Origin of the sequence: Paenibacillus sp. MMO-177 (assembly GCF_037147795.1) — a bacterium.
Lineage (GTDB): Bacteria > Bacillota > Bacilli > Paenibacillales > Paenibacillaceae > Pristimantibacillus.
The window spans coordinates 268,855-280,266 of sequence record NZ_JBBCUR010000006.1; the positions used below are offsets into that span (position 1 = coordinate 268,855).

The window sequence follows — 11,412 nt, forward strand, 5'->3', positions numbered from 1 at the left end:
AGAAGAGTTACACTAAGTGACGTGGCTAGGAGGCCAAACGGATGATGAAGAAATGGCTTCTATCTCTCGGATACATTCTTTCGGTTATCGCCATCATCCTGTACAAAGAACCGATACTTCAATGGCTCCAAGATGACCAGGCAGACAACTTTACACTTTTATTTGGCGGGGCCGTATTGTTTGCCCTCATTCCTGTCATTCCATACGGTGTAATTGCAGGGATTATTGGGGTTAAATATGGCCCCATTTGGGGCGGTTTGTTCAATGTAATAAGCTCTACGCTTGCAGCTGCACTACAATTTTTAATGGTAAGGTTCGTGTTTCAGGGGCAGAGTATCCGGCTTTTGGATAAATTCAAACGAGTCGACCAATTTACCAGACTTGTAGAACAAAATGCGTTTTTTGCGGTTTTACTTGCTCGTCTACTTCCGTTTGTCCCTGCTGCTGTAGTTAACGTCTATTCGGCAATAAGCCGCATGCAATTCAGTACCTTCGCAGCAGCAACGCTGATTGGCAAAATACCTGTGATGTTCGTATTCGCTTTTGTCGGGGATCAGCTGTTAACCGATGTAGGAAATGTTTTATGGATATCGCTGATTTATATGCTCTTTCTTTTTTTCGTTTATCTTTGCTATCGGTGGATCCGAAAGCGTGAGGGCAGAAACGCTGGATGATCCTTCATCAATGTTCACCCGCTCGACGAAAAGATATTCCATAAAAATATTATAAAGGAGAATAACCATGGGAGAAATAAAGAAAATTGCGGTGACCTCGACGATTCAGGTTGGAGGAAGTTTATTTACACCGGAACAGTTTGCCAAGATCGGTGTAATCGCAGGTCCGGATGGCAGAATCGAAATGACGCCGTTCAAGCAGCTTTATGTGGAAGTGCCGGCAGAACAGCTCGAAGGTATCCAGGCAGAACTTGAGCTTGCCGGTCTTGAAGTTTATCCTGCCGGTTTTGTAACCAAAAGTTTAATTGCCTGTAATTTCTGCAAAGGAGCGGAGGAGGCTGGACTAGAAACGGCTCGAATCATAAATCAATCCATTGCTGGTATCGAAACACCGACACCGTTAAAAATTGGCTATGCAGGATGCGCTCTTGGAACGAGCGAACCTTTACTCAAGGATATTGGAGTCGTAAAAATGCGCAATACCTTCGATATTTACGTTGGCGGCGAACCTAAAGGACTCAAGGCCTCTATGGCCAAATTGTTTCTTACCGGATTAACGGAAGATCGGCTCGTCCCGGTTATTACTTCGATCATTGATTACTATAAATCGAATGCCAAAGGGAAAGAGAAATTTAGCAAGTTCGTAGATCGGGTTTCACTTGAAAAGTTAAAGAATATCACCGGCTGACTTGAATAAAATCGGCCAAGTATGCAAGGAGTGAGCTTAATATGAATGAACCTTTAAAAATCTATACGATACCGACCTGCAGCGATTGCAACTATGCCAAACGCTACTTCAAAGAACAACAAATTCCCTTTATCGAATACAACTGCGAAGAAAATATCAAGTATGCTGAGGAAGTTTGGAACTTGACGAACAAACAAATCGTTCCGACAATTGTTATTGATAATAAAGTGTTTATTGGTTTCGCGGAAAATCTAAATGAAATAATTAAATTACTTCATTAAATCAAACCCCCGGTTAATCAACGACCGGGGGTTTGGGCTTACTTGTTGCGTAATCTTTTAAAAGTTACAATTTAAGAAGAAAACACAAAATTAGCAAAAAAGCTGGTGAAAAGATTGAGAAAAACGGTGTTGGTTATCGATGACGATCATGATATTGTGAGATTGATCACAGAAAGTCTGAACTTCGAACAATTTAACGTTATTCCAGCGTATTCCGGAAAAGAAGGCCTGTCCATCGTGAAAGAAAACATCATTGATTTTATTGTTCTTGATATCATGATGCCAGAAATGGACGGTTTGGAAGTTTGCAGGAACATCAGAAATCATTATAATATCCCGATTCTCTTACTAAGCGCTCGAGACAGGGATATTGATAAGATCATCGGACTCGAAATTGGCGCAGACGATTATATGACCAAACCATTCAGTATCCAGGAGCTTACTTCTCGGATTAAAGCTCATTTCAGAAAAATGGACCGTATGTATAGGGAATGGAACGGGCTCCATCTGGCTACGGTAATGAGTAACCAAGCTTCTGATCCGCTGCTCGAGTTGAATGAAAAAACTTTCGAAGCTATTTTGGATCAACGAAAGCTGGATTTTTCGACCAAGGAATTCCAGATACTATCCTTCCTCATGAAACATCCCAATCATGTCCTGACAAGGGAACAAATTTATGAAAGTGTCTGGGGAGACGAGTTCGGAGACTTAAACACCGTTACCGTACATATAAAAAATATCCGGAAAAAGCTTGGCAGTCAGCATGATTTCATAAAAACCGTTTGGGGCATCGGATATAAATATGTGGAGGGGAATTAAAGGAAATGAAGCTAAAAATAAAGCTTCCCTTACTATTTTTGCTGATGTTTATGTTGACCACTTTATTCATTTTTCTATACCTAATAAAAGCATTAATCGCGGATGAAGGTCATATGTGGTTAAAAAACATAATGGGTCCGTTACATTTTCAATTACTTCTGGTACTTTGCATATTAATGGGCATCACTTTTGTTGGTTTAACCGTTTATCTTCACTTCAACATCACCAAACCGATTCAGATCCTGAATTCAAGACTGACAAAAGTCAAAGTCGGACAATCCCGTACTTCTCTACAATCAAGAAGGAGAGATGAAATCGGGGAGCTGTACAATCATTTTAATGAGATGGAAGACAGGCTTTATCAGGCTCATAAGGAACAGGTCGATATGATTGCAGCTATCGCTCATGACTTGAAAACACCACTCACGGCCATCAATGGTTTTATGGAACTGCTCACGATACAGAAACATCTTTCCGAGAGGGAAAAGCAGGACTATTATAAGCTAATAATCAAGAAATCCAAGCACATCGCTGAATTGATTGACGCTTTCTCTGCGTATACCAGGGACGAGCTTACTATGGAAACCATGGCGTTGAATTCGGTGTGTGTACAAAAAATGTTTGAAAATATCGCAGCTGAATACGAGACTGAATTATCCGGTTTTGATGTTGAGCTAACATGGAAGCATTCCTTTCTGTCGAACCAACTCGTTATGTTGAATGAACCGATGATTCGTCGTGTATTTGGGAATCTGTTCAGTAACGCGGTAAAATACGGAGAGAAGAAGCACCTAAAAATCTATATGAGTGGATACACGCGGGGAAAAGATGCATATTTACAGATTGAGGACAACGGTAAGGGAGTGCCCGACCAGGAGCTTTCTTCTTTGTTTCAAAAATTTTACACGGTCGATAAGTCCAGAAAAATGAAAAATGGCGGTACAGGACTAGGATTGGCTAGCTGTAAATCTATTATTGAACGTCATGGCGGTGAAATCAGCGCATTTCATTCCGATTATGGGGGACTAGGAATTCGGTTTGCTCTTCCGTTACGATAAGTTCATACTGCGCTTTATTATTTTTTAAACATTCTTCACATTTCTTTATTATTACTTTATCGGTGATTTAGCTCACTTCATTACAATATGAATTGTCTACAAGAGATAAGGAGATGAGCAAATGTCGAAGTTAAATAATGAGGACACGAACAAGACCGACCGTGGACAGATGCCCGGTACACCAAGATGGGTGAAAGTATTTGGAATCATTGCCCTTGTCCTTTTCCTGCTGTTTGTGGTTCTACACCTTACCGGCCGTGGCTTCGGCGGCCACACCATGCAACACGGGGTAGAACAATAATGACACACCGCCTCCGTAAGTTCGTGCTCACTGCACATGTCACTTCATCGGTCGGCTGGTTTGGAGCGGTTGCCGGTTTCCTGGCTTTCGCCATCACCGGTATAAAAAGTCAGGATGCTCAGTTGGTAAGTACCGCGTATATCGCAATGGAGTTGATCGTCCGAGTTGTTATCGTTCCGTTATGTCTTGTATCGCTGCTAACTGGGATTGTATTGTCCTTGGGTACAAAATGGGGCTTGTTCCGGCATTACTGGATCATGATCAAATTATTGATGACTATCCTTTCCACTATCGGTTTACTGGTGCATATGCAGCCGATTAGCTACATGGCAGGCGTAGCTGCAGAGAGGACATTGACAAATAGCGATCTCAACACACAGATTCAACTTGTCGTCGCATCCGGCGCTGCTCTTCTTGTGTTGCTCATAGCCACTATACTGGCTATATATAAGCCGCGTGGATTGACACCGTACGGTTGGCGTAAACAGTACGTACGTAAACAATAATCGCAGCAGGAGTAGATAAAAAGGCAACCGATTAACAAAATCGGCTGCCTTTTGTCTTATCAGTTAGAATTACTCAGCAACTTAATATGAAGTGAAGAATCTAACAAAAAAGGGCTACATAAATTTTAATAAGATATTGACTATGTACCGTAATAAAGGGTTGATAAAGCCCGGCTTTATAGAATTTCGTCTATTCCAACCGTAGTGATCAATGAATGAGGCAGCGAAAAGGGCGAGATTAAATAAAAATCATCACAAAAAAATTTATCTAACTCCCTTCACAGTTTCATCATAATTTTTCTGTAAACTAGACATAACAACAAGGATGAATAAGTCATTTTCTTTTAAAAAGAAAATGACCTGTTTATCTGCTTATAAAAACTCAAGAATCGAGCAATTACCAGTTAGGAATCAATCCGATTATTCTCAGTATCTTCTGTCATCAAACCTATTCGTACCCACTCTGAGGCATCATCAAATACTAATAATACGAATGATCCTGCAGCGAACAAGTTAGGTTCAAGTTTTGTTGCCAGAAGGGACATTAGCTAGTGAACTCATTAATGAGATTTGACTCGTCTGATAGAAATGAATTCCAAATGTGGTCAAAAAAGAAACGGTAAAAAAGAATATAAATCGTTTTAAATTATTGCCTCTATATTGCACAGCAAGCCCGCCTCCTAGCAAATCTTTCATCTAGCAGTATTTGTACTACTATTATGAGAATGAAAGGGGATATAGTACTTGGATCAATGACTTCATACTGGAAATACTTCAATTATACAAAGATGAATGGAGTGAGCTATGTTGAGCAAGATTTTAATTGTTGAAGATGAAGATAAAATTCGAGAAGTCATCAATGCCTATTTGATGAAAGCCGGATACGAAGTTGTTGAGGCAAGCGACGGTCAATCCGCTATTCATGAGATTGAAAAACAAGCATTCGATTTAATCCTTTTAGATCTCATGCTGCCTGATATGAATGGGGAGGAGCTTTGTAATCGGATCCGCTCATCGAAATTGATACCGATTATTATGCTGACAGCAAAAGCATCTACCCATCACCGCATTCAAGGGCTGGCGGCTGGTGCGGATGATTATATCGTTAAACCATTTGACCCAGGGGAGTTGTTAGCGCGGATTCGGTCCGTATTGCGCCGAACGAACCAACATGAACTTCTTGCCGAGAGATTGAAATATGGAAACGGGCGTTTAGTGGTAGACGGCCATGCCAAACAGGCATATGTCAATCAAGTCCCAATAAGCTTAACGCCAAACGAATATAAACTGCTTGTTGTAATGGCGAGAAATTCGGAGCGAACGTTTACTCGTGAAGAATTAATCGAGTTGGTAATGGGTATTGACTTTGAAGGTGATTCTCGTTCGATCGATCAACATGTAAAGAACTTGCGTCAGAAGATTGAAGAGGACCCGAAAAATCCATTCTTTATCCGAACCGTATTTGGCGTCGGCTATCGTTTTCATGGAGGCATATAATGAAAAAATCGCTATCCTTTCGATTAAGTGTCCTTCTTATTATATATACTGGATTAATTCTCCTATTGGCTTCGTTCACCATCATTAATGCAACGCATTACCATTTCCAACTGTATGGAAACGAAATGGAACAAGGACATAATCAAACCGAATTGTTGAACACGCATTTAGAGCAGGCGATTATCCAGTCCGTCGGTATGACTATCGGAGGCGCTCTGATTGTCGCTCTGATCTTAAGTATCTATATCGCGAAACGGATTTCTTCTCCTTTGATTAGCATGAAAAACTTAACTTTAATTATGGCTCGTGGAAAGCGTGATGTTCGCTTACCTTTAAAGGGAGTACCGAAAGATGAATTAGGAGAGCTGGCAGCTTCCATCAATCATCTGGCGGATCAACTGCAGCAGCAAGAGCAATTAAGGGTAAGCATGACGGAAAATATCGCACATGAACTCCGTACGCCTTTAACCACGCTAAACAGTTATTTAGCTGCCATTCAAGACGGGATATGGGAGGCTACGCCAGAGCGAATTCAATCAAGCCGGGAAGAAATACATCGATTAATTCATCTTGTTAATGATTTAGAAGAACTGCAAACCCTCTCGTCACCCGATTTTGATTTGTCTAGGGAAGAGGTTCAATTAGTAAAATCGATTGATCAAGTCATCAACTTCATGCAGCCTTCCTTTTCTGAAAAAGGAGTAGTATTGGAAAAAGGGATAATTCCTGATATTACGATTTACGCGGATGAGCATCGTCTCATCCAGATTTGGACAAATCTGATATCAAATTCCCTCAAATTCACTCAAGCAAATGGGAAAGTAAAGATTTACGGTATTATGAAGCCCGATGGTGTTCAGATTACGGTTGAAGATACTGGTATTGGCATACCCGATAAAGAGCTTTCCAATGTATTTGAACGTTTTTATCGAGTTGATAAATCAAGAAACCGTAAAATGGGGGGGGGAGGTTTAGGCCTTGCGATTACAAAAGCGCTTGTTGAGCGTCATGATGGGCAGATTTGGGCGGAAAGTAATGCAGGGACATTATTTCATGTATACTTACCATTAAAATAGCGGGACAGTCATTCAAGAAATTGAGCTGACTGTACCTTTTTTCTTGTATAACAATCAGAAATTCCCGCGAGCAATCCTGCAGGATCATGTACTGGTGGACGAAATTTCCTTCTTATTGGCATGGAGTTACAATGAGCGCTGGCGATTTTTACCGTAAATATTAAGAGGATATTGAAATTGATAAAGTAAGAAATTGAGCCATATAGGGCTGCTTATATAGCGAAAAGACGGCCATCGGATAAAGGTCGTCTTTTTGCTGGTCCTACAATACTATAAGGGCTTCGTTTTAAATCACGTTTACACCATTGCCTACATTATTTGAATTAGAATCTTCAATATCAGGATCCAGGGTATTGGTGGCACTAACTGCATTATTAGCATTTGCCAAGCTCCCAGTTAAAAAAGAACCGGATCCTGCATACGTTTTAGTTTGGACTCAGTTGGACAGAATCACCAAATTGTACAATTGCACTTGATCCAACACTTACAATCTTAATAAATCCTACTATGGACGGCATTTTGTTCTCACTCCTACAACATTTTTTACATCATATTCTCGTTTACGATTATCAGTGACAAAAATATTGGGCGCAGCATTCGGCACTGCTTTGCTTATGCTGAACATGCAGTAGAATGGCTGCATAAAATCAACAAGTGCAATCAAATGGCGCTCGTCAAATGAAGCGCCATTTGATTGTTTATTCCGGCATATTACCTGCGTTCGGATCGTTAACAAAACTATTTTGGACGTGGTTGCATCAATTCAGCCTTGGCTTCGGCTAGAAAAGTTTCCTCTTCCATTCTTTCCAATGCAGAAGAGGAAAATAATTCTTTTAGAGCCGCATTCATTTGCATCGTTAATTTGGCGGCTTCCTGACGAAGCATGAATTTTTTTCGCATCTCTTTAGCAGTCAGAAGTTTATTTTCTAGTTGAGTTAATGTATCTTTCGATTGTTTAGTGGTCCACTGCAATCTTTCCACCTCCGACTTTAAATTCTCGGAGTAGGTTTCCTTTGAAAGTGCTTGCACCAGCCAATGTTTGGCCATGTCGGTATTTCCTAGTCTAGCTTCTTGATCGGCCTTATCTCGGTAAATGGCCGAATTGACTATATATATTCATTTTTCCTTTTAGAAGCAGCCATTCCGATTCCGATCTGTTTACGGATACAGATAGTTCGCGCAGTTTTTCAGAGTAAAACTCAATAAAATCACTTAGTACTCGCACCGGATAATCTTCTTGCGGGATTTTCGCCTTGAACAGATCTTTCAATCGGCTAAAGAGCCCCATCGTATGGCCTCCTATAATTTGTTTCAGAAGCTCTTCAATTGTGGTTTCGTATTCACGTTCAATCGGTGTTATATTACAGTTGGCACAGTGTTTTCCAAGTCTTCAACCGATTGTGCCCAATCGCCGGCGCTAATAATATCACTTCTTGCGTTTGACAAGGTTACTTTCCAAATGTCTACGAATCAAGTTTGCAACGACGGTTTGCCAAGGAACTGCTTAAGGAGTTCATGTTTTGCCGCTTAACCAAGTCGGACACTTTTAGCCCCTGCGCGACAAGCAAACAATCGTAAGTGCCATCTAATATTGTTTCTCTACATCCTTATGGCTTTCTGCAGATACTCATCTTCAAAAGCTATATTCCATGTACGTATTTAATATTACGGTAATTTCATGGCTGACAATAATTACTATACAGGAAGTATGATTCGCAAGCTGAAGTATGGGACGATCACGGAACACGTTGTAGTGTCTGTATGGAAACTACAATCAAAACGTACATCCACATTAAGATAAACAGCTGTAGAATCCGAACTGACATGCCCCAGTATCTCCGAAATGTTTGATAGGGTATTCGAATCTTTACCCGAACCCATATCCATTGTGGAATGATCATTTCCTTCATCGAACCGCCAGGTATACTAGCAGATACCCGAATCTTTTATTTAATCGTAACAGACACTTATGAAGAATTAATGTAGACAATAGTTAAATGATTTTTAATCTGCTCACTGTTGCGAAACCGACAACAAAATACTACAATAGGTAGTGTTTTATTAATAAACTACGTATCGTAGTAAATAAAATCCCTTTTTAAAATGGGGAAAATGAAGAATTGAGGTTGATGATAGTGTGCGGAATAGCCGGTATATTGAACTTTGACGAAAAAACACCTTACAAACAGCAACTGAAGGAAATGACGGATGTCATGATTCACCGAGGACCGAATCAATCCGGATTTTGGGTAGAAGGTAAAATTGGATTGGGTTTTCGGAGATTATCAATCATTGATATTCAGGAAGGGAACCAACCTTTAAGCAATGAAAATGAATCGATTTGGATTATTTTTAATGGAGAGATTTATAACTATAACGAACTTCGTCGGCTTCTTGAAGCAAAGGGACATCGTTTTAAAACGAAATCAGACACTGAAGTCATTGTTCACCTATATGAGGAATATGGGCAAAAATGCCTTGACTACCTGAGAGGGATGTTTAGCTTCGCGTTATGGGACCGCAATCGTCAATTATTATTTGCCGCAAGAGACCACTTTGGTATTAAGCCATTTTACTATTACCAAGATAAGGACAAGTTTGTCTTCGCCTCCGAAATTAAGAGCATACTTGCCATCGGTGATATAAAAGCCAGCCTCCATTACCAAAGCTTACTTGATTACTTGTCATTTCAGTACGTGCCGCAGCCGGATACGATGTTCGAGCATATTCATAAGCTTCCCCCGGCACATCAATTAACCATACAATATGGAAAGGTTGAAATAAAACGATACTGGCAACCGATGTTTAATCCTTTGGACAAGCCTATTACGTATTTCGAAAATGAAATTCGTCATAAACTTTTGGACTCGGTTAAATATCATATGCACAGTGAAGTACCTCTCGGTTGCTTCTTATCCAGCGGAATCGACTCCACTGCAATTGCTGCTTATATGAGTCAGCTTGAACCAACCAAGACCTTCTCCGTCGGTTTCGACGGGCCGCAAAATGAGACATTTATTGCTGCCAATACTGCCCAAGAGCTTGGAACACAGCATTTTTATAATATCATTACGGAAGAAAAATATTTCGATGCTCTTCCTAATGTCATTTGGCATCTTGATGAACCGGTAGCGGATCCTTCCGCAGTGGCCTTATATCAGGTTGCAAAGTTAGCCAAAGATCATGTAAAGGTGGTCCTCTCCGGTGAAGGAGCGGATGAATTGTTTGGCGGTTATCGGATTTATCAAGAGCCTGCTGCACTAAGATATATTTCATGGTTGCCTGATTCAATAAAGAGAGCTTTGAACAAACAAATAAGATCCTTACCTTTTAACTTTTACGGAAAGAATTATTTGTTAAGGGGAACGCGATCACTGGAAGAGCGATTTATTGGTAATGCCAATTTACTGACCGAAAGCATGAAAGAATACTTTCTGCACAAAATTCCAGAACATATAGACTATTCCTTGTCCACGCATCCGATCACGAAGCCAATATATAATCAAACATCTCATTTAGATGATGTGACCCGAATGCAATTAATCGATATGAATCTATGGCTGCCTGGTGATATTTTGGCAAAAGCCGACAAATGCTCCATGGCTCATTCCCTGGAATTGAGAGTACCGTTTCTAGATAAAGAAGTATTCGATATTGCCAGTCAAATACCGGCAGCTTACCGTATATCGAATGGCACCACCAAACATGTGTTAAGAAGGGCTTTAAGTGGCGTCATTCCAGATTCAGTTATTAACCGTCCCAAACTTGGGTTTCCCGTACCATTACGACAATGGCTTAAAACGGAACGGACGAGTGTTATGCTGGAACAAATTCAAGCAAGCGGAATCGATAACATTGTGAACATGAGAGCCATTGAAGAAATCGTTATGAAGCACAAACATGGTCAGGGTGATTACGCTCGGATTATTTGGTTATTTTACAATTTAGCGCTTTGGCACAAAATGTATGTGATTGATCTTCCAAAGAGTCAACACTTACATGCCGCGCAGTGATCAGGAGGTTTCTACTTGAGGAAACAAGTAATATTTTTTCTGATCTTTTCCTTAATGTCTGGTTTGCTTGCCTACCCAAGCCAAAGCCGGGCGATAGCCGAAGTAGATGAGCTGGATAAGGAAATTCAAGATATTGAAGAGAAAATGAAGGATGCAGAGAAAAAAGCGCAAGACAGTCAAGACAGCCGGGAAGAAGTGCTTAATGATAAAACTGTAGCAGAGCAAGAAATCACTACGATTCTAAAAAATCTGGATCGTACAAGTGAACAGCTTACGCGTTATAACAAACAAATCGTTTCTTTGCAGCAAAATATAATTAATACCGCTGTACAGCTAAAAGAGATAAAGAACCGTCTAACAGAGCGAAAAAAGCTCCAAGATAATCGTGTTCGGCTCATGTATCAAAATGGTGCGGTCTCCTATATAAATGTTCTATTGCAATCAAATAGTTTTATGGATTTTATTGACCGGATCGAGAGCCTGAAAATCATTATTGCCC

General features: G+C 40.4%; 13 protein-coding genes and 2 pseudogenes. 12 read left to right on the plus strand and 3 right to left on the minus strand.

The annotated features are described in order from the left end of the window. Positions 1 to 41: 41 nt before the first annotated feature. The 9 genes from WFK81_RS22020 to WFK81_RS22060 all read left to right on the plus strand — a co-directional run bounded on the left by WFK81_RS22020 (position 42) and on the right by WFK81_RS22060 (position 6,900). Entirely contained in the window at positions 42 to 674 is a 633-nt protein-coding gene (locus WFK81_RS22020) for a TVP38/TMEM64 family protein (RefSeq protein WP_336788520.1), read from the plus strand. Between the two features lie 67 nt (positions 675 to 741). After that, the gene (locus WFK81_RS22025; RefSeq protein WP_336788521.1) at positions 742 to 1,362 is read left to right on the plus strand and encodes a nitrite reductase; all 621 of its coding nucleotides are present in this window, start codon (positions 742 to 744) and stop codon (positions 1,360 to 1,362) included. 41 nt (positions 1,363 to 1,403) lie between these two features. Beyond that, a complete protein-coding gene (locus WFK81_RS22030; protein ID WP_336775229.1) occupies positions 1,404 to 1,643 on the plus strand; it encodes a glutaredoxin family protein in 240 nt (79 codons plus the stop codon). 114 nt (positions 1,644 to 1,757) lie between these two features. Next, entirely contained in the window at positions 1,758 to 2,462 is a 705-nt protein-coding gene (locus tag WFK81_RS22035; RefSeq protein ID WP_336788522.1) for a response regulator transcription factor, read from the plus strand. A 5-nt stretch (positions 2,463 to 2,467) separates the two neighbouring features. Next, positions 2,468 to 3,520: a HAMP domain-containing sensor histidine kinase gene (locus WFK81_RS22040; RefSeq protein ID WP_336788523.1), complete on the plus strand. Its 1,053-nt coding sequence runs from the start codon at positions 2,468 to 2,470 to the stop codon at positions 3,518 to 3,520. Positions 3,521 to 3,641: 121 nt separating this feature from the next. Continuing rightward, positions 3,642 to 3,821 (plus strand): hypothetical protein, encoded by a 180-nt coding sequence (locus WFK81_RS22045; protein WP_336788524.1) that lies wholly within the window; start codon positions 3,642 to 3,644, stop codon positions 3,819 to 3,821. Continuing rightward, a complete protein-coding gene (locus WFK81_RS22050) occupies positions 3,821 to 4,327 on the plus strand; it encodes a DUF2269 domain-containing protein (RefSeq protein WP_336788525.1) in 507 nt (168 codons plus the stop codon). The genes WFK81_RS22045 and WFK81_RS22050 overlap by 1 nt, the downstream gene beginning before the upstream one ends. Before the next feature lie 804 nt (positions 4,328 to 5,131). After that, entirely contained in the window at positions 5,132 to 5,824 is a 693-nt protein-coding gene (locus tag WFK81_RS22055) for a response regulator transcription factor (RefSeq protein WP_336788526.1), read from the plus strand. After that, positions 5,824 to 6,900 (plus strand): sensor histidine kinase, encoded by a 1,077-nt coding sequence (locus tag WFK81_RS22060; RefSeq protein WP_336788527.1) that lies wholly within the window; start codon positions 5,824 to 5,826, stop codon positions 6,898 to 6,900. Before WFK81_RS22055 ends, WFK81_RS22060 begins: the two co-directional genes overlap by 1 nt. 286 nt (positions 6,901 to 7,186) lie before the next feature. Here the strand turns inward: WFK81_RS22060 and WFK81_RS22065 are convergent. The 3 genes and pseudogenes from WFK81_RS22065 to WFK81_RS22075 all read right to left on the minus strand — a co-directional run bounded on the left by WFK81_RS22065 (position 7,187) and on the right by WFK81_RS22075 (position 8,188). Next, positions 7,187 to 7,418, minus strand: a pseudogene (locus WFK81_RS22065) (spore germination protein). Between the two features lie 220 nt (positions 7,419 to 7,638). Beyond that, on the minus strand, positions 7,639 to 7,947 hold the full coding sequence (locus WFK81_RS22070; RefSeq protein ID WP_336788528.1) for a PspA/IM30 family protein: 309 nt from the start codon (positions 7,945 to 7,947) through the stop codon (positions 7,639 to 7,641). A 34-nt stretch (positions 7,948 to 7,981) separates the two neighbouring features. Continuing rightward, positions 7,982 to 8,188, minus strand: a complete 207-nt coding sequence (locus WFK81_RS22075; protein WP_336788529.1) for a hypothetical protein — start codon at positions 8,186 to 8,188, stop codon at positions 7,982 to 7,984. Positions 8,189 to 8,619: 431 nt separating this feature from the next. On the opposite strand from WFK81_RS22075, the pseudogene WFK81_RS31010 reads away from it, so the two are divergent. From WFK81_RS31010 to WFK81_RS22085, 3 genes and pseudogenes are all read left to right on the plus strand, one after another. Continuing rightward, positions 8,620 to 8,751: pseudogene (locus tag WFK81_RS31010) on the plus strand (hypothetical protein); the annotation flags it as partial. 284 nt (positions 8,752 to 9,035) lie between these two features. Further along, a complete protein-coding gene (gene asnB, locus WFK81_RS22080; RefSeq protein WP_336788539.1) occupies positions 9,036 to 10,913 on the plus strand; it encodes an asparagine synthase (glutamine-hydrolyzing) in 1,878 nt (625 codons plus the stop codon). A 15-nt stretch (positions 10,914 to 10,928) separates the two neighbouring features. Further along, a partial coding sequence (locus tag WFK81_RS22085; RefSeq protein ID WP_442956087.1) for a PcsB-like coiled-coil domain-containing protein occupies positions 10,929 to 11,412 on the plus strand: 484 nt, incomplete at its 3' end.

What these genes read in the sequence shown, in the direction of transcription:
- WFK81_RS22060 (WP_336788527.1), top strand. Translation starts at nt 5,824, where the DNA reads ATGAAAAAATCGCTATCCTTTCGATTAAGTGTCCTTCTTATTATATAT.
- WFK81_RS22040 (WP_336788523.1), top strand. Translation starts at nt 2,468, where the DNA reads ATGAAGCTAAAAATAAAGCTTCCCTTACTATTTTTGCTGATGTTTATG.
- WFK81_RS22045 (WP_336788524.1), top strand. Translation starts at nt 3,642, where the DNA reads ATGTCGAAGTTAAATAATGAGGACACGAACAAGACCGACCGTGGACAG.
- WFK81_RS22075 (WP_336788529.1), bottom strand. Translation starts at nt 8,188, where the DNA reads ATGGGGCTCTTTAGCCGATTGAAAGATCTGTTCAAGGCGAAAATCCCG.
- WFK81_RS22020 (WP_336788520.1), top strand. Translation starts at nt 42, where the DNA reads ATGATGAAGAAATGGCTTCTATCTCTCGGATACATTCTTTCGGTTATC.
- WFK81_RS22030 (WP_336775229.1), top strand. Translation starts at nt 1,404, where the DNA reads ATGAATGAACCTTTAAAAATCTATACGATACCGACCTGCAGCGATTGC.
- WFK81_RS22025 (WP_336788521.1), top strand. Translation starts at nt 742, where the DNA reads ATGGGAGAAATAAAGAAAATTGCGGTGACCTCGACGATTCAGGTTGGA.
- WFK81_RS22050 (WP_336788525.1), top strand. Translation starts at nt 3,821, where the DNA reads ATGACACACCGCCTCCGTAAGTTCGTGCTCACTGCACATGTCACTTCA.
- WFK81_RS22070 (WP_336788528.1), bottom strand. Translation starts at nt 7,947, where the DNA reads ATGGCCAAACATTGGCTGGTGCAAGCACTTTCAAAGGAAACCTACTCC.
- WFK81_RS22055 (WP_336788526.1), top strand. Translation starts at nt 5,132, where the DNA reads ATGTTGAGCAAGATTTTAATTGTTGAAGATGAAGATAAAATTCGAGAA.